This window comes from Rhizobium sp. MHM7A, from assembly GCF_005862215.1.
Taxonomy (GTDB): domain Bacteria; phylum Pseudomonadota; class Alphaproteobacteria; order Rhizobiales; family Rhizobiaceae; genus Rhizobium; species Rhizobium bangladeshense.
Genome location: NZ_VCHT01000009.1, coordinates 72,547 through 88,656 on the forward strand (window position 1 = coordinate 72,547; position 16,110 = coordinate 88,656).

Annotated in this window: 17 protein-coding genes and 1 tRNA gene; 13 read left to right on the top strand and 5 right to left on the bottom strand. The window is 60.6% G+C overall.

All coding sequences use genetic code 11. From position 1 onward, the window contains the following. Positions 1 to 274: 274 nt before the first annotated feature. From pip to FFR93_RS25625, 5 genes are all read left to right on the top strand, one after another. A complete protein-coding gene (gene pip, locus FFR93_RS25605) occupies positions 275 to 1,249 on the top strand; it encodes a prolyl aminopeptidase (RefSeq protein ID WP_138395223.1) in 975 nt (324 codons plus the stop codon). A 352-nt stretch (positions 1,250 to 1,601) separates the two neighbouring features. Next, positions 1,602 to 2,207 carry a transglutaminase-like cysteine peptidase gene (locus FFR93_RS25610; protein WP_138395224.1) on the top strand — a complete coding sequence of 202 codons (606 nt, stop codon included), beginning with the start codon at positions 1,602 to 1,604 and terminating at the stop codon, positions 2,205 to 2,207. Between the two features lie 220 nt (positions 2,208 to 2,427). Beyond that, positions 2,428 to 3,213: a hypothetical protein gene (locus tag FFR93_RS25615; RefSeq protein WP_064713639.1), complete on the top strand. Its 786-nt coding sequence runs from the start codon at positions 2,428 to 2,430 to the stop codon at positions 3,211 to 3,213. Positions 3,214 to 3,331: 118 nt separating this feature from the next. Then, positions 3,332 to 4,882, top strand: a complete 1,551-nt coding sequence (locus tag FFR93_RS25620; protein ID WP_138395225.1) for a D-alanyl-D-alanine carboxypeptidase — start codon at positions 3,332 to 3,334, stop codon at positions 4,880 to 4,882. Positions 4,883 to 4,995: 113 nt separating this feature from the next. Beyond that, positions 4,996 to 5,271: a hypothetical protein gene (locus tag FFR93_RS25625; protein ID WP_064710523.1), complete on the top strand. Its 276-nt coding sequence runs from the start codon at positions 4,996 to 4,998 to the stop codon at positions 5,269 to 5,271. Positions 5,272 to 5,317: 46 nt separating this feature from the next. On the opposite strand, the gene FFR93_RS25630 is transcribed toward FFR93_RS25625, so the two are convergent. Continuing rightward, a complete protein-coding gene (locus FFR93_RS25630; protein WP_064710522.1) occupies positions 5,318 to 5,755 on the bottom strand; it encodes a DUF1489 family protein in 438 nt (145 codons plus the stop codon). 60 nt (positions 5,756 to 5,815) lie between these two features. Beyond that, the gene (locus FFR93_RS25635) at positions 5,816 to 7,216 is read right to left on the bottom strand and encodes an L-serine ammonia-lyase (RefSeq protein ID WP_138395226.1); all 1,401 of its coding nucleotides are present in this window, start codon (positions 7,214 to 7,216) and stop codon (positions 5,816 to 5,818) included. A 247-nt stretch (positions 7,217 to 7,463) separates the two neighbouring features. Between FFR93_RS25635 and FFR93_RS25640 the strand changes: the two genes are divergently transcribed. Together FFR93_RS25640 and FFR93_RS25645 are read left to right on the top strand one after the other, a co-directional pair. Further along, positions 7,464 to 8,228 carry a DUF599 domain-containing protein gene (locus tag FFR93_RS25640; RefSeq protein WP_138395227.1) on the top strand — a complete coding sequence of 255 codons (765 nt, stop codon included), beginning with the start codon at positions 7,464 to 7,466 and terminating at the stop codon, positions 8,226 to 8,228. After that, positions 8,228 to 9,217 carry a heparan-alpha-glucosaminide N-acetyltransferase gene (locus tag FFR93_RS25645; protein ID WP_138395228.1) on the top strand — a complete coding sequence of 330 codons (990 nt, stop codon included), beginning with the start codon at positions 8,228 to 8,230 and terminating at the stop codon, positions 9,215 to 9,217. Before FFR93_RS25640 ends, FFR93_RS25645 begins: the two co-directional genes overlap by 1 nt. A 26-nt stretch (positions 9,218 to 9,243) precedes the next feature. On the opposite strand, the gene FFR93_RS25650 is transcribed toward FFR93_RS25645, so the two are convergent. Further along, a complete protein-coding gene (locus tag FFR93_RS25650; RefSeq protein WP_011425479.1) occupies positions 9,244 to 9,636 on the bottom strand; it encodes a MerR family DNA-binding transcriptional regulator in 393 nt (130 codons plus the stop codon). Between the two features lie 65 nt (positions 9,637 to 9,701). Continuing rightward, a complete protein-coding gene (gene mgtE, locus FFR93_RS25655; protein WP_138395229.1) occupies positions 9,702 to 11,114 on the bottom strand; it encodes a magnesium transporter in 1,413 nt (470 codons plus the stop codon). Positions 11,115 to 11,355: 241 nt separating this feature from the next. Here mgtE and FFR93_RS25660 point away from each other — a divergent pair, with 241 nt between their 5' ends. The 3 genes from FFR93_RS25660 (at position 11,356) to FFR93_RS25670 (ending at position 13,109) form a co-directional block, all read left to right on the top strand. Further along, positions 11,356 to 11,850: a peptide deformylase gene (locus tag FFR93_RS25660; RefSeq protein ID WP_064710583.1), complete on the top strand. Its 495-nt coding sequence runs from the start codon at positions 11,356 to 11,358 to the stop codon at positions 11,848 to 11,850. 71 nt (positions 11,851 to 11,921) lie between these two features. After that, positions 11,922 to 12,434 (top strand): BON domain-containing protein, encoded by a 513-nt coding sequence (locus FFR93_RS25665; protein ID WP_064710517.1) that lies wholly within the window; start codon positions 11,922 to 11,924, stop codon positions 12,432 to 12,434. A 306-nt stretch (positions 12,435 to 12,740) separates the two neighbouring features. Further along, positions 12,741 to 13,109, top strand: a complete 369-nt coding sequence (locus FFR93_RS25670; RefSeq protein ID WP_138395230.1) for a hypothetical protein — start codon at positions 12,741 to 12,743, stop codon at positions 13,107 to 13,109. A 184-nt stretch (positions 13,110 to 13,293) separates the two neighbouring features. Here the strand turns inward: FFR93_RS25670 and FFR93_RS25675 are convergent. After that, a tRNA-Leu gene (locus FFR93_RS25675) sits at positions 13,294 to 13,378 on the bottom strand. Between the two features lie 182 nt (positions 13,379 to 13,560). Here FFR93_RS25675 and lipB point away from each other — a divergent pair. The 3 genes from lipB (at position 13,561) to FFR93_RS25690 (ending at position 16,082) form a co-directional block, all read left to right on the top strand. Next, positions 13,561 to 14,280, top strand: coding sequence for a lipoyl(octanoyl) transferase LipB (gene lipB / locus FFR93_RS25680; RefSeq protein ID WP_138395231.1), 720 nt, complete (start codon positions 13,561 to 13,563; stop codon positions 14,278 to 14,280). A 49-nt stretch (positions 14,281 to 14,329) separates the two neighbouring features. Then, the gene (locus FFR93_RS25685) at positions 14,330 to 15,280 is read left to right on the top strand and encodes a DMT family transporter (protein WP_171049258.1); all 951 of its coding nucleotides are present in this window, start codon (positions 14,330 to 14,332) and stop codon (positions 15,278 to 15,280) included. Positions 15,281 to 15,377: 97 nt separating this feature from the next. Continuing rightward, the gene (locus FFR93_RS25690; RefSeq protein ID WP_138395233.1) at positions 15,378 to 16,082 is read left to right on the top strand and encodes a hypothetical protein; all 705 of its coding nucleotides are present in this window, start codon (positions 15,378 to 15,380) and stop codon (positions 16,080 to 16,082) included. Positions 16,083 to 16,110 lie beyond the last annotated feature (28 nt).

Below are 16,110 nucleotides of genomic sequence, written 5' to 3' on the forward strand. Positions count from 1 at the left end.
CGCCGAGCGCGTTTGCCAAACCGGAGCGCACGGGCTCGGGTCGTTTTGAAAGGCGCGATCTTCACGGCAAGCAATCTGCAAGCGGCAACAAATCCGGCTTTGGAAAGCTGGCGCGAAATCCTGACGCAAGTCGTTCCCACCAGTAAACTATCTATATTATGAGTGGAACAAGCTGCGACACCGACCGGATACGGTCGCGCGAAACTGGCAGCGATCCGTCTTCACTCGGTCGAGGATATGATGGATAACCTCCGCCTCGACCGCAGGTGCACCGATGTCAGCTCTCTACCCGGAAATAGACCCCTATGATCATGGCCTACTCGATACGGGCGATGGCAACCTGATCTATTGGGAAGCCTGCGGCAATCCTATGGGGCGGCCGGCGCTCGTCCTGCACGGCGGCCCGGGCTCCGGCTGTTCGACCGCGGCCCGCCGGCAATTCGACCCGGATGCCTATCGGATCATCCTCTTCGATCAGCGCAACTGCGGCCGAAGCCTGCCGAGCGCCGCAGATTCCGAAACCGACCTCTCGCTCAATACGACCTGGCATCTCGTGGCCGATATCGAAAAGCTGAGGCTCTTTCTCGAAATCGACAGCTGGCTGCTTTTCGGCAATTCCTGGGGCTCGACGCTGGCGCTCGCCTATGCCGAGACTCATCCGCAGCGCGTCGGGGCGATGGTCATATCGGGCGTGACCATGACGCGGCGGTCGGAAATCGACTGGCTCTGTCGCGGCATGGCGCCGCTTTTTCCCGAAGAATGGCACCGTTTCCGCCATGGTGTCCCCTCTGGCACGCTGGGGTCCGAAGAGGACATGGCTGGTGCCTATCACCGCCTCCTCAACGATCCAGATCCGCAGACGCGTCTGAAGGCGGCGCGCGACTGGCATGATTGGGAGGCCGCCTCGATCCTGCTTGCCGATCCCGAGGGGCTGCCGCGCCGCTGGGCCGATCCGGCTTACGTGCTGACCCGTGCCCGCATCATCACCCACTACTTTGTCAACGGCGCGTGGCTTGAGGAGGGCGTACTCTTGAAGAACGCAGCGCGGCTTGCCGGCATTCCCGGCATATTGCTGCAAGGACGGTTCGACATCGAGGCGCCGCTCATCACCGCCTGGGAATTGGCCCGCGCCTGGCCGCAAAGCGAGCTCGTAATCCTTCCCCACGCCTCTCATTCCACCGCAAATCCCGATATGAGCGCGGCAATCGTCGCCGCCACCGATCGATTCCGCGATTTCCCTCAAAAATAATTTTGCTGGCTGAGTCCGGAATCGGAGCGATATTCTGCTTTCGGCCTATTCAAACCCGCGAATTCCACCTGCATCGCCACCGCACCCATCCCACCGCAGGGCCACCGGCGTTCATCCGGCTCAGCGAAAAATCTTAACGCCGCAACGGCAGCGCAGGCTTTCGATGAGCGAAGTCCTTGTCGCGTCGACGACAATTTTAATGAAATTTGACATAAATGCGCATCGAATTTTATTTGCATTCGAACCAAGTTTTATCTGCATTTGATTTAACTAAGTATATAATTCTATTGCGTAATTTTGCGTGAGATAAAAACGTCCGTGTCATTGTCGTCTCAACTCAGGGGAGACGGCAATGACGACTGCGAATGTCTTGAAAGGCGGCCTGCTGGCCGGTGCGATCATGATGACAATGGCCGGCTCGGGACAGGCAACGCCCGCCAGCATGGCACTGGCAGGCAATGCCAGCCCGCCGATCGGACACTATGAATTCTGCAAGACCAATCCGAGGGAGTGCACCTATGCCGGCGGCGATGCCGGGCCAGCCATCCTCACGGAGGATCGCTGGAAGGAGATTCTCAAGGTCAACTACGCAGTCAATTCATCGATCCAGCCGGAGACGGATGAACAGATCTACGGTGTCGAAGAGCGCTGGGCCTATCCGACCAGCGTCGGCGACTGCGAGGACTACGCCCTCCTGAAGCGCAAGATGTTGATCGAAGACGGCTTCTCGCCATCAGACACGCTGATCACGGTCGTGCTGCAGCCGAACGGCGAAGGCCATGCCGTGCTGACGGTCCGCACCGATCGCGGCGACTTCATTCTCGACAACATGCGCAATAAGGTCCTTTTATGGTCGGACACTGAGTACACCTATCTCAAGCGCCAGTCCGCCAGCGATCCGGCCCGCTGGTCGAAGCTTCAGGACGGCCGCACCGTCGCAGTCGGCAGCGTCAAGTAAGCCAGCTTGCCGGCAAAGCCGGCACAGGTTTCGGCCCGGTCAGTCCCCGCATCCCGTCCCCGACCGGTGCCCAAGAGCCGTTCCCGCTGTCCCGGGAACGGCTCACTCCTTTTTGGGACAGGGATTTCATTCCGGTACAGCTGCAACTCAAATCTTAGTGAATTTTTAACCCTGCCGGTCCGATCATGCCGATGAGATTCATCATCGGCACCGGCGGCTCATGTTCTTCCTGCGGCGGACCGAAACGCGAAGAACCGCCATGAGCCAAGCCGCGCAAAGCGCACCCGACGAGCAGCCGATTCTTTCGATGGGGTTTCTCCTGCGCGCGATGGCGGTAATCGCCATCCTGGCGGTCCTGACCGTCGCCATCAGTATCGCCGGCCGCTGGTTCGGCCGGCATATCTCGCTCGCCGGCAATACCGACAGCACGGCGGAAATCACGCTGACCATCGGCCGTGACACTGTACGATTCCCCGAGAATACCATCCGCTTCCCGAGCCAGAGGCATAACGGGGCAGCCGAGCGCGTCGACCTCTACCTTACCTGGCCCTCCATGTCGGGTTACGGCAAGGACAACCGTCTGCGATTCGACGATATCGCCCAGTCCTCCGACCTCATCTTCCTGCAGATCGCCCAGAGCACCATGTCGCGCGATATGTCCGGCCGGCTGGAGCCGATCTATTCGCATCTGATCGAAGGAGCAGCCGAGCCTTTCCGGGACGGATTGACGCTCCATCGGCTCCGCGCCGACGCCGGTTATGGCGGCGAAGTGCTGCTCACGGCACCCGTCAAGGGCGGGTCGGACTACGTCGTGCGCTGCATATTGCCTTCAACTCAGGACAAGGCTGCAAGTGGAGATTGCCAGCGGGACATCAAGGTCGGCAAGGATCTGAGCGTCCTTTACCGCTTCTCCAGCAGCCATCTCGCCGACTGGGAACATATTGATGCCGCGATCCGCATCTTTGTGGAGGCGCGTCTTGTGAACCGTTCTGCGACAAGCCCCTAAAATGCTCGCGGATAGGGAGTGAAACGATTCATCATAAACGGATTGGTAACGCTGAATCGGTAATTTCAAAAGACGAGCTGTGCGGCGAGGGGTGTGCGGTTCCTGCCCAATATCTGAAATGCAAGCGAAGAGTGGAATAGTGTCAACGTCAGTCTCCTCCGTATCATCGTCCCGGTCCGGCAGCTTTGTTGCAAAGCTGTTGGCGATCCTTTCGGTGGCTGTCACGATCATCATGGTCGATTCGGCAAGTGTCGAAGCGAAAACGGCCAATCCGAAATATGCCGGCATCGTCGTCGACGCCAAGACCGGCAACGTTCTCTACAGCGAGAATGCCGATCGGCTGCAATACCCTGCCTCGCTGACCAAGATGATGACCCTCTACATGGTCTTTGAAGCATTGGAGCAGGGTCGCATCCGTCTCGATACACCAGTTCCCTTCTCCGCTCATGCCGCAGCGCAAGCACCGACGAAACTTGGCGTGCGCGCAGGCGGCACGATTACCGTGGAACAGGGCATCCTCGGTCTCGTCACCCTGTCGGCTAATGATGCCTCGACCGCCCTTGGCGAACTGCTCGCCGGCAGCGAGGATCGTTTCGCCCAACTGATGACTGCCAAGGCGCATGCTCTCGGCATGACGCGCACGACCTACCGCAATGCCAACGGCTTGCCGAACACGGCGCAGATGACGACGGCCCGTGACCAGGCCCGCCTCGGCATCGCTCTTCGCCAGCATTTCCCGCAATATTACGGTTATTTCTCCACCCGCGCCTTCAAGTTTGGCAGCCGCACGATCCGTAGCCATAACCGCCTGGTCGGTTCAGTGCGTGGCGTCGACGGAATTAAGACCGGTTATACGCGCGCCGCCGGCTTCAATCTTGTGAGTTCGGTGCAGGTCGACGGCAAGTCGATCGTCAGCGTGGTTCTCGGCGGCACTTCCGGCTCGGCTCGCGATGCCCAGATGCGCAATCTGATCGCTACTTATCTGCCGAAGGCGTCGAGCCGCGGCGGAAATTCGGCGCTGATGGCTCAGGCAACCCCTGCCCCGGCGATGATCGAAACGCCCGCTCCCGTTCAGCCGCAGAAGGCCCGACAACCGGTCGCCCCGCAGCAGGTCGCGAAGACGATCACCGCGGCGCAGACGCCGGTTGCCGCCGCTGCCGCCGCCGATCTCAGCCTGCCACATAAGGGTCCTCTGCCGGACGCGCGCTATCAGGTGGCCGAGGCCGAAGTCGCCTATACCGAAACATCGGCGCCGAAGTCCGACAACCCTCTGGTCGCCCAGACGATGCCGGCGCCGACCAAGGTCAAGACCACGAGCTTCAAGCAGCAGGCTCCGGTCGCCGCACCTGCTGGACAGGATAACGCCGCCGTCGATCACGTCACGACCGCTTCGACCAGCACCACCCCCGCCAGCCCTGCGCCTGCAGGCTGGGTCGTACAGGTCGGCGTCTCGCCGAGCCGGCAGATGGCCATGGACCTCCTGGAGGGCGCCAAGAGCAAGGGCGGCAAGGCACTGGCCTCGGCAAAGCCCTTCGCGGTCGCCTACGGCACCGGCAATGACCAGGTCTACCGCGCGCGCTTCGGCGGCTTTGACGATCAGCGTGATGCGGTCAACGCCTGCAAGGCCTTGAAGAAGGCCGGCATCAAGTGCTGGGCGGCCGCCCAATGAGCTATTCGGTGCTGCCAGCAACATGGCCGGCGGCATTGGTAACGGCCGGAATCGGTGTTTGCGTTTCTGGCCACCATTTTTGAACTCGATCAGTAGTGCGTACGGGGAAAACAATGGCGATCAATGAGAATGTTCCGGGAATGCCAGGCGACCGCCGCATCGGAGCCAAGGGGCGCTCGCCCCTGCATCCGCTGCACGAAGCCGCTCTGCGACTTGCCGAAATCGGTTTGCAACGGCCGAGGGCGAAGTCTGCAAAGACCCGGGATCTCATCAATCTGCTGCTTTGCCACGGCGCCCGCGCCTGGCGCTATTCGCAGCCTGAAGCCCGCATTCATCTGCATGTGACGTCGCCGGACGGCAGCGCGCCTGTGCAGCTGCGTCTGCGCTGAAATTTGATTGCTGTTACCCGAAGCCGGCGTTTTGGGCGATGGGAAATTAGAGTAGGCCGAGCTCTGTAAGCTCGCGGCGCAGGTCCGCGGGCATTTCGGCGATCCCGGCGCCCAAGCTCGTCAGATCAGGCGGCACGTCATCCTGCGTATAGTAGCGCCAGCCCTGGAAAGGCCGCTTCGGCTGTACCGCGGTTTCGATGACCTCCGGACCCAGCATCAGGCGGCAGCGTGAAATCCCTTCGTCGTCGGTGAATGTCACGATGTCGAGCAGCCTCTGCCTTGCCTGCACCTGTCCCTTGATCACCCAGTAGAGCGAACCGCCGTCGAGGAGCTCCGCCATGCGTTTGGGCACCATGCGCGTGGTGTGCACCGAATGAGGTTCGAGTCCGGCGGCGATGGCGCGCAGAGAGCGCTCCGCCACCCATTCGCGCAGATCCTCGATTGAGTCGGCGCCGACGCAGAGTTTGATGAGATGCAATGCCATGCCGCCGTTGAAATCCTTTTGGCAGCGGGCGTCAAGTATGAAGCGAAGCAGTCCCTACTATCAGCATTCGACAACGTTGACGGCCAGGCCGCCCGTCGAGGTTTCCTTGTATTTCTCGCTCATGTCGTGGCCCGTCTGGCGCATTGTCTCGATGCAGGCGTCGAGCGGCACGAAGTGCTGGCCGTCGCCCTTGACGGCGAGCGATGCCGCGGTGACGGCCTTGACCGCGCCGAGCGCATTGCGCTCGATACAGGGAACCTGCACGAGGCCCGCGACCGGATCGCAGGTCATGCCGAGATGATGTTCGAGTGCAATCTCAGCGGCGTTCTCGATCTGCTCCGGCGTGCCGCCCATCACGGCTGCAAGACCCGCGGCCGCCATCGCCGCGGCCGAGCCGACCTCGCCCTGACAGCCGACCTCGGCGCCTGAGATCGAGGCATTGTGCTTGATGATGCCACCAATGGCTGCTGCCGTCAGCAGGTAGTCGCGGATACCCTTCTGGTCCCAGTCCTCGTGAAAATGCTCGTAATAGCGGATCGTTGCCGGAATGACGCCGGCCGCGCCATTGGTCGGCGCGGTGACGACCCGCCCGCCCGCTGCATTCTCCTCGTTGACAGCCATCGCATAGACGCTGAGCCAATCATTGGCGAGCAGCGGATTGACGCGATTGCTGCGCCACTCCTCCTGAAGCTTGTCGTGGATTCGGCGGGCGCGGCGCTTGACGTTGAGACCGCCGGGCATGACGCCCTCGACCTTGAGACCGCGTTCGATGCAGGACCGCATCGCCTCCCAGATGCGGTCGAGCCCCCGATCGAGCTCCTCTTGGCTGCGCTGGCTCTCCTCATTGGCCCTCTTCATCTGCGCGATCGTAAGCCCGGAGCGCTCCGCCATCTCGAGCATCTGCTTGGCTGTCGCGAAAGGATAGGGCACGCGAACCCCGCCCGTGGCATTCTTCTTCGCCCGCATCTGTTCCAGCTCGGTGTCGGTGACGACGAAGCCGCCGCCGACCGAATAATAGATGCGCTTGAGGAGCAGCCGCCCGTCCTTGTCATGAGCGGAGAAGATCATGCCGTTGGCATGGCCGGGCAGCGGCTGTTTCTTGTCGAAGATCAGGTCGGACTTCGGCTGGAACTGGTAGGCCGGATGGCCCGGCGGCGTGATGCGACCGATGCGCTCCACCATATCGATGATGCCGTCCATCTTGTCGGGATCGACACTGTCGGGCGCCTCGCCCATCAGCCCGAGAATGACTGCCCTGCCCGTCCCATGGCCGATCCCGGTATGGGCGAGCGAGCCATGAAGGCTGACCTTGATCGCGGCAACCTGTGCACCTGATGGGCGCGGCCATTCGTTCGACAGGATCAGATCGAGAAACCGGTTGGCGGCCGACATCGGACCCATCGTGTGCGAGCTCGACGGTCCGACACCGATCTTGAACACGTCGAAAACCGAAAGAAACATGAATGCGCCTTCTGAACACTGGAGTACAAAATTTAAACGCCGCCGGTTTCCGATCCAAGCGGCGAACCGACATCGCATGGAGTCGATGCGACATTTCACACTAGCGCAGAGCCCGGAAAATCGGAATCGCTTTTCAAAGCGATATGGCGTGCGGCGCTCTTAATCTCGGCGGCCTCGGCTCACCGGTCATTGCAGCATTGCAGCGCATATGTAAGGTGGCCGCATTCACGCGGAGACTGAATCATTGATGACGACGGCGGATTATATCGCTCTGGCCTTTTTTGCCTGTGTCTGGGTGGGTTATTCCTGGCTGTTGAAGGGCCGCACCTTCTTCGGCCGCACCAGCCTGACCCATGCGATGACCGAACGCCGGCGGGAGTGGATCTACAATTCGCTGCGCCGCGACCTCAAGATGATCGACACGCAGATCATGGCCGGCCTGCAGAACGGCACGGCCTTTTTCGCCTCCACCTCTATTTTCGCAATGGGCAGCTGCTTCGCCCTGCTCGGCGCGACGGAGAAAGTCGGCGCCGTCTTTGCCGACCTGCCCTTCGTCCTCCATGGCGGCCATGGCGCTTTCGAGATGAAGGTCGGCGGTCTGGCGACGCTTTTCGGCTATGCCTTCTTCAAGTTCGGCTGGTCCTATCGGCTGTTCAACTATTGCACCATTCTTTTCGGTTCCATCCCGATGATGCGCGACACCGAAGCCGACATTATCGCCGCCGAGCGGGCGGCCGAACGCGTTATCCGCATGAATGTCATCGCGGGCAGCAATTTCAACGAGGGTCTGAGGGCGATCTTCCTGTCGATCGGCTATCTCGGCTGGTTCATCAATCCTTATATTTTCATGCTAACGACCTCAGTCGTCATCTTCGTGCTGGCACGGCGGCAGTTCTTTTCGGAGGCGCGGCTGGCGATCATGGATGGAAGGCCGCCATCAGAGCTTCAGCTTTCTGCTATTCGCCGCGACATGCCGTCTAACGACGGAAATGCTTCGACCGGGGGACTGTGATGACAATGCCGGCAATGAAGGCAGATGCGGCGGCAAGACCACCGCGCATCGGTCTCTTGGATACGGCGCGCGGCGTCGCGCTGATCGCCATGGCGAGCTACCATTTCACCTGGGACATGGAGTTCATGGCCTATCTCGCGCCCGGCACCGCCGAGACCGGCTGGCTGAAGATCTATGCCCGGGCGATCGCAACGACCTTTCTCTTCATTGTCGGCATAAGCCTTGTGCTTTCCAGCACGCCGACGATTCGCTGGCCGTCCTTCTGGAAACGTCTCGCCATGATTGCCGGAGCAGCCGCGGTCATTTCGATCGCCACCCGCATCGCAATGCCGGACACCTGGATCTATTTCGGCATCCTGCACTGTATCGCGGTGCTCACGCTCATCGGCATCGTCTTTATGAGATTGCCGCTCGCCTTCACGCTCCTCACCACAGTCGCGCTCCTTGCCGCCTGGATTCTCGACATTTTCGGCACACCAGGCCTGCTCCGTTCGTCCTTCTTCGATCCCAGATATCTCGCCTGGATCGGCCTTGCCGAAACGCCGCAGCGCTCGAACGATTACGTGCCGCTGTTTCCCTGGGCACTGCCGTTCTTTGTGGGGCTGAGTGTCGCCTTGATCGCCATCAGAACTAGACTGCCGCATTGGCTTGCGGCGATCGGTACAGGCTCCTGGTGGCCGGCCAGGCTCGGCCGTCACAGCCTTGCCTTCTACCTCATTCATCAGCCCGTTCTGATCGCGATCGCTTACGGACTTTCCATTGTGGTCCCGCCGCCGCAGCCGGATTCCGCTGAAACTTACCTAAGGGAATGCAACGCCGCCTGCGTCAAGCAGCAAGGCGAGGCCCTATGCAGGGCCTTCTGCCAGTGCACGCTCGAAAGGCTGCAGGCCAACGCTCTTCTCACGCCGCTGCAGACGGGCAAGATCGATCCAGAGACTAATGAGGAGGTCCAGACGATCGCTGGCCAATGCAGCGCCGAGGCGCAGTAATCTCCGCAACCGTTCCACGGCAATTCTCAGGTGGTGACGCCGATTTCGGCGAGGCGGCCGAGGCAGGCCTCTTCGATATTGTCTAGTTCCGTCAGCGTGTCGTCTATGTCCTTGCGCTTCTGGCGCAGGTCCTCACGTTTCTCGTCGACGCGCTTCATCAGCAGCTTTAGCTGGCCGAGCTCGCCTGGCGGCTCCTTGTAGACCTGGATGATCTCGCGGATCTCCGCGATGGTGAAGCCGATCCGTCGTCCGCGCAGGATTTCTCCGATGAGCCGTCGGTCCGCCGGCCGGAAGAGACGGGTGCGCCCTCGCCGCTCCGGATGGATCAGTCCCTCGTCTTCGTAGAAGCGGAGCGTGCGCGTGGATACACCGAATTCGCGCGTCAGCTCCGTTATGCTATAATATTTGTTCACCGGCATGTCTTCCCCGTCGTCGAACCGGCAATAATATTGACTTTTACGTAATAGTCAATTTCGGCGATCCGTCAGATCCCGAACCACCACGTGGCAATGCCGAGAAAGGCGAAGAAGCCAGTACAGTCGGTTACCGTGGTCACGAACACCGACGAGGCGATCGCCGGGTCCGCTCCCATCTTGTCGAGCAGCAGCGGCAGCAGGATGCCAGCCAGGGCGGCCGCCATCAGATTGATGACCATCGCCGCCGCGATCACACCGCCGAGCTGATAGTCTTGGAACCAGGTGCCGGCGATAAGGCCCATGATAGTGGCGAAGACCATTCCGTTCAGAATGCCGACCCCCGCTTCCCTGCGAATGATGCGGCCGGCATTGTAGATGTCGAGATCGCGGGTGGCGAGAGCACGCACCGTCACCGTCATCGTCTGCGTGCCGGCATTGCCCCCCATCGAGGCGACGATCGGCATCAGCACCGCAAGCGCGATCATTTTCTCGATCGCGGCGTCGAACAGGCCTATGACGCTGGCCGACAGCATCGCCGTGCCGAGATTGATCAAAAGCCAGAGGAAACGCGAGCGCGCCGTCGATATCACATTGTCCGACAGCTCTTCATCGCCAACGCCGCCGAGGCGCTTGATGTCCTCGTCCGCCTCTTCGTGGATGACGTCGACGACGTCGTCGATGGTCAGCACGCCGACCAGCCGGCCGTTTTCGTCGACGACGGCAGCCGAGAGAAGGTCGTATTGTTCGAAGAGCTGGGCGGCCTCCTCTTGGTCCATCTCGGCGGGAACCGGATGATTGGTCTCACGCATGATCTGTTCGATCTTCGTCTGCCGCTTGGTGCGCAGGATCTGATCGAGATCGACGGCGCCGAGCAGCTTGAAGGTCGGATCGATGACGAAGATCTGAGAGAAGGAATAAGGCAGATCCTCCTCGTCGCGCATGTAGTCGATCGTCTGACCCACAGTCCAGAACGGCGGCACCGCGACGAACTCGGTCTGCATGCGGCGCCCGGCCGAGCTTTCGGGATAGTCAAGCGCCCGGCGCAGCCGCACCCGCTCGGTAAACGGCAGCTGGGCGAGGATTTCTTCCCGGTCCTCCTTATCGAGGTCTTCGAGAATGTAAACGGCATCGTCCGAGTCGAGCTCGCCGATGGCTGCCGCGATCTGCTCGTTCGGCATCTGGTCGACGATCTCTCGGCGGATCGCCTCGTCGACCTCGGTCAGCGCCGTCATGTCGAAGTCTTCGCCGAGCAGGCGCACCAGCGCCAGGCGCTGATCCGGCTGGATCGATTCGAGCAGGTCGCCTATTTCGGATTCATGCAGGCGGGCGACATTCCCGCGCAGGAACAACGTATCGCGATCGGCGATCGCCGCACCGACGAGCGCCAGGAAATCGCCGCGGACATTTCCGTCCTCGTCGTAAATATCCGCTTCCTCGTCATCGCGCCGGCGAATACGGTCTTCCGTGTCGGTCGTCGTCATCTGCCGCCCTCGCACCTGGTTCGAATTTCAACGACTGCCGAGCCGCATTCGCAAATGTCGGCCGAAAACACATTGTCAACAAGCAGATAAGTGAATCCCGCGCGAGCTCGCCGCAGCCGAAATTCTTGGCCCCTGCTAGCTCAAAGCATCCTTGCCGTAAAGCGGCAAACCGTGCTTCGTGATGACAATGTCTGCGGCCGGCGATAGTTTCCTCGCCGTTCAAAGCGAGGGAGCCCGCTTCATGCCTATCCGTCCGATCCTGCGCTATCCGAATCCGGGCCTGAAGACCGTCTGCGCGCCGGTAACGGCCTTCGATGCATCGCTGGCCGAGCTTGCCGACGACCTGCTGGCGACGATGCGCGCAGCACCCGGCGTCGGCATCACCGCTGCCCACATCGGTGTCTTCCTCCGTATCACCGTGCTTGAGCTCGACAGGGCAGACGGTGTGCGCCTCTACGTCAATCCGCAGATTACCTGGAGATCGCAGGAGACGATGAGCCATGCTGAAGGCAGCGTCTCCATGCCCGGCGCGACCGAAGAGGTCACACGGCCACGAGCGATCGGCTTTCGCTATCAGGATGCCGGAGGCAACGTGCATGAGGAGGCCGCCGAAGATTTCCTCGCCATCTGCCTCCAGCACGAGATCGACCAGCTCGATGGCATCTTCTGGCTGCAGCGGCTTTCACGGCTGAAGCGCGACCGCCTCGTCAAAAGATGGGAGAAAATGCAAGGCTAACAAATCGACCGGGGCGCCGAACCATTCGCCCCTCTCAGCGTTGACCCGCAGAGAAACAAGGAGCGACTATAATGGCAAGGATCGGCGACAAGACCCCGATTTCACGCGTGCCCCCCGAGCTTTCCCGCGAAGAAGACTATCGCGACCTCGAGGAACGCAACCTCGACGACGGCTGGCCCTACGCCGACGGCACTGCTGCCAGCGACCCGGCAAACCGCCCCTATGGCGAGACTGCGGCAAATTTCGACAGCGATCCCAACACAGGTTTCCGTGTCGATGGCACAGACAAGGACGGCAAGGAGAATCGGCTGAAGGATTCGCTTCGCGCCGGGATGATCGACCGCGATGAAAGCGACGAGCTTGAAGCGCGGGTGAACGATGTTCTCGAGAATATCCCTGAGGTCGATATCAACAGTATCGAGGTTCACGCGGACGGTCACGTCGTAACCCTGGAAGGTTCGGTCGAGACGATCGGCATTGCCCGCAAAGTCGAGCTCAGCGCACTTTCGGTCGACGGTGTCCACCATGTCCGCAACAAGCTGCAACTAACCGGGGTCGACGCCCATATTCCAAACGAAGACTGACCCATGACCGCCCGATGGTCATCATCGCAGGAAGGCGGCGTCGCCTCCCCGTCCGGCCTTGCCTTTACGTTACCAAAACTTAACAATTTGCGATTGTAGCAAGGGCGGACGATCGCCTGCCTCTCTTGGCAGGCACTGCCGTAACGAAAAGGTCAAGCGAGTTGACAACGCCGTGATTTCACTTGAGCAAAACGCCTTGCACCAGCCGGTTTTCGTGCGCAAAAATGCCTCATTTGACGCGCGAAATCTTATCCGCCGGGGATGGTTTATGTTGTTGAATGCAACAACAGATCGAGGAGAAGAACCATGCGCATTCAATTTGCCCTCGCCGCATCCCTGTTTGCCGTCAGCCTTGCAGGCGCTGCCTTCGCTCAGCCGACATATACCGATGACTATACCAACGACAGCGATGGCTTTGCGCCCACTAAGATGGCGCAGCCTGCCCACGTACATTACAGCAACGACCACAAGGCTCCGGCCTATTCCAGCGATTACACCAATGACAGCGACGGCTTCGCCCCGGTTGCCATGACGAAACCGGCAGTCGACAAGACCGCGACCGCGAGCATCAGGCCCCTGCCTCCGTGCCACAGCATGGTCGGCCCTAGCGGCTCCCATACAAAAGGTGCCGACAGCGGCGCCTCCCGCACAGAAGCCTGCCGCGCAACGCATTGATCCGCCGCAATACGTGATCGGGAGGAAAGGGCCGTAACAGGCCCTTTTTCTATTCAGCTGTCCCGGTGCTTCGGCCGGGGACGCGCTGATTTCCTGCGCCGCAGAACTCTCGTATACATCTGGGAAAAGGAAGACATAAAAAAACCTCGTGAAACCAGATGGTCACGAGGGTTTTTTAATAATTTGGTGCGGTCGAGAAGACTCGAACTTCCACGGGTTGCCCCACAGCGACCTCAACGCTGCGCGTCTACCAATTCCGCCACGACCGCATCGTGGTAGGTGCCGATTTGCGTCGGCGGGGCAGCATGTAGCAAAAGCATTTGGGGTGCACAAGGGCGATATGACAGTTTTTTTGAAAACCTGTCACGGCATTTGAATTGGCCGGAAAACGGGTCCATATAGGTCTCCTGCCGCCCCTATTTCGTCAGGCATTCGGGGCAAGCGGCAAGGAATGGCCATGCTACGCACCGATCTCGAATTTTCCATGCTCCCGAAACTCGGCACCCGGCCGGTGCGCTGGCGCATCGCCGAGGGGCTCGTTGCCTATGAGGAAGCGGTGGCGACGATGGAGCGCGAGGTGGCGGCGATCGCAGAAGGCGGCGACGAGCTTGTCTGGCTGGTCGAGCATCCGCCGCTCTACACCGCCGGCACCAGCGCCAATGCGAGCGACCTCGTCCAGCCGGATCGCTTTCCGGTCTTTGCGACGGGACGCGGCGGTGAATATACCTATCACGGACCTGGCCAGCGCGTCGCTTATGTCATGCTCGACCTGAAGCGTAGGCGCCAGGACGTACGCGCCTTCGTCGCCGCCCTGGAGGAGGTCGTCATCCGCACGCTCGACATGATGAACGTGCGCGGCGAGCGGCGCGAGGAACGCGTCGGTGTCTGGGTGCGCCGTCCGGAAAAGCCGTTGCTGGCCGACGGAACGATGGCCGAAGATAAGATCGCAGCCCTTGGCATCCGGTTGCGCAAATGGGTGACCTTCCACGGCCTGTCGCTCAATGTCGATCCGGATCTCGATCATTTCAGCGGCATCGTGCCATGCGGGATTTCGGCCCATGGCGTCACCAGTCTCGTCGATCTGGGCCTTCCTGTCATGATGGCCGATGTTGATGTGAGGCTGCGCGCCGCATTCGAGGCGGTTTTTGGCGAAACGGCGAACGAAGTGTGACCGCTCGCGGGGTTTAACGGGCTTGATTTGCCGGGCTTTCCTGTGATTGATGGCGCCGTTCCCACAAGAATCGGCAGCCATGTCAGAGCCCCATCAAAACTCCCTGCAGGGCATGGCCATCATGTCCGGCGCCATGTTCATCCTGCCGACCATGGATGCCATCGCCAAATATATGGCGACCTTCGAGGCGATGTCACCGGGTCAGGTGACCTTCTATCGTTTCTTCTTCCAGATCGCCTGCACCTTGCCGATTCTTTTCGCTCTTTTTGGGCTGAAGGCGTTTTCGGCGAGACGACCGTGGTTGAACCTGCTGCGCGGCGTTCTGCATGGCGCGGCAAGCCTGCTTTTCTTCGTCGCCGTCAAATATATGCCGCTTGCCGACGTCTTCGCCATTTATTTCGTCGAGCCTTTCATGCTGACCGCCCTATCGGCCTTGTTTCTCGGAGAAAAGGTCGGCTGGCGGCGTTGGATGGCGATCGTCGTCGGTTTCGGCGGCGCGATGATCGTCATCCAGCCGAGTTACGAGATTTTTGGCCTGAAGGCGTTGCTGCCGGTGGCCTGCGCCTTTCTCTTCTCGCTCTACCTTTTCCTCAATCGCGCAATCGGCGAAGCTGATTCGCCGCTCACCATGCAGACGATGGCCGGCATCGGCGGAACGATTTTCATGGCGGCCGCACTTCTCGTCGGCAGCAGCGCCGGCAATGAGGATTTCACCATTTCCCTGCCCTCCTCCGGGCTCGGCCTTGCTCTGCTTCTCGCGCTCGGCTCCATCTCCGGGTACGCGCATATGCTGGTGGTTCGGGCCTTCCGGCTTGCACCTCTGTCGCTGCTTGCGCCGTTCCAGTATTTCGAGATCATCTCGGCTACGGTGCTCGGCTACGCGCTCTTCAACGACTTTCCCACCTTTTCCAAGTGGATCGGCATCTTCATTATCGTCGCATCGGGCCTCTTCATCATCTGGCGCGAGCGGCTGCAGGCAAGATCGCTAAAATCGTCGTGATTTCCGGAACTGGGAGTTAACTCCCCTTGTTGAGGGATCGTCAATTCGCGGTCGCTAAACCTGTCTCCGGCTTCATGATGAAGCCTGGAGTTAAAACATGAGCGAATTCCGTTTCGCTTTTCCGGCCTGTGTCGTGGCCGGCAAGCATCGGCTGACGGCCGAAGATATCGTGCTGCTGCGCAAACATGCCTTTCCGGAGGGGATCCGGACATCCCAGGATGTCGTTGCAATGTTGGCGCTCAACAATTCCTGTCCCGAAAAATGTGCCGAGTGGAACGCTTTCTTCGTGGAGCAGATCGCCGGCTTCATCGTCCACTACACTTATCCGCAGGGCTCGCTTGATGAAATCAACGTTGCCTGGATCATGCGCATGTTCACGACCGACGGTGTTGTCAATTCGGCGCTGGAACTCGAGCTCATTCTCCACGTCATGGAGATTTCAGCGAATGTTCCAGATGAGCTGAGAGCGCTTGCGCTCGACCAGCTTCGCCTGGCAATCACCGACGGCGTCGGCGGCTACCAACTGTCGCGCGCCGTCGACCGCAAGAACATCACACGCCAGGACGTCGATTTTACGATGCGCATTTTGAGAAGCATCGCCGCAGGCGGCGTCATCGCCCTGTCGCCGGCCGAATATGGCGTCCTCCACCAGATCGAGCAGGCAACCCTGCCGGGCGCCAACCATCCGCACTGGGCTGGGATCATGGCCGCCGTCACGCTGCGCGATCGTCCCGAACCGCGGCGCAGCCGCTGGCTGCGCGTCGTCGACGACGAACCCGTCGCGAAAGCCGCCGTCGCCTGAGATATCAAGCCCGATTGTGCGTTCCGGT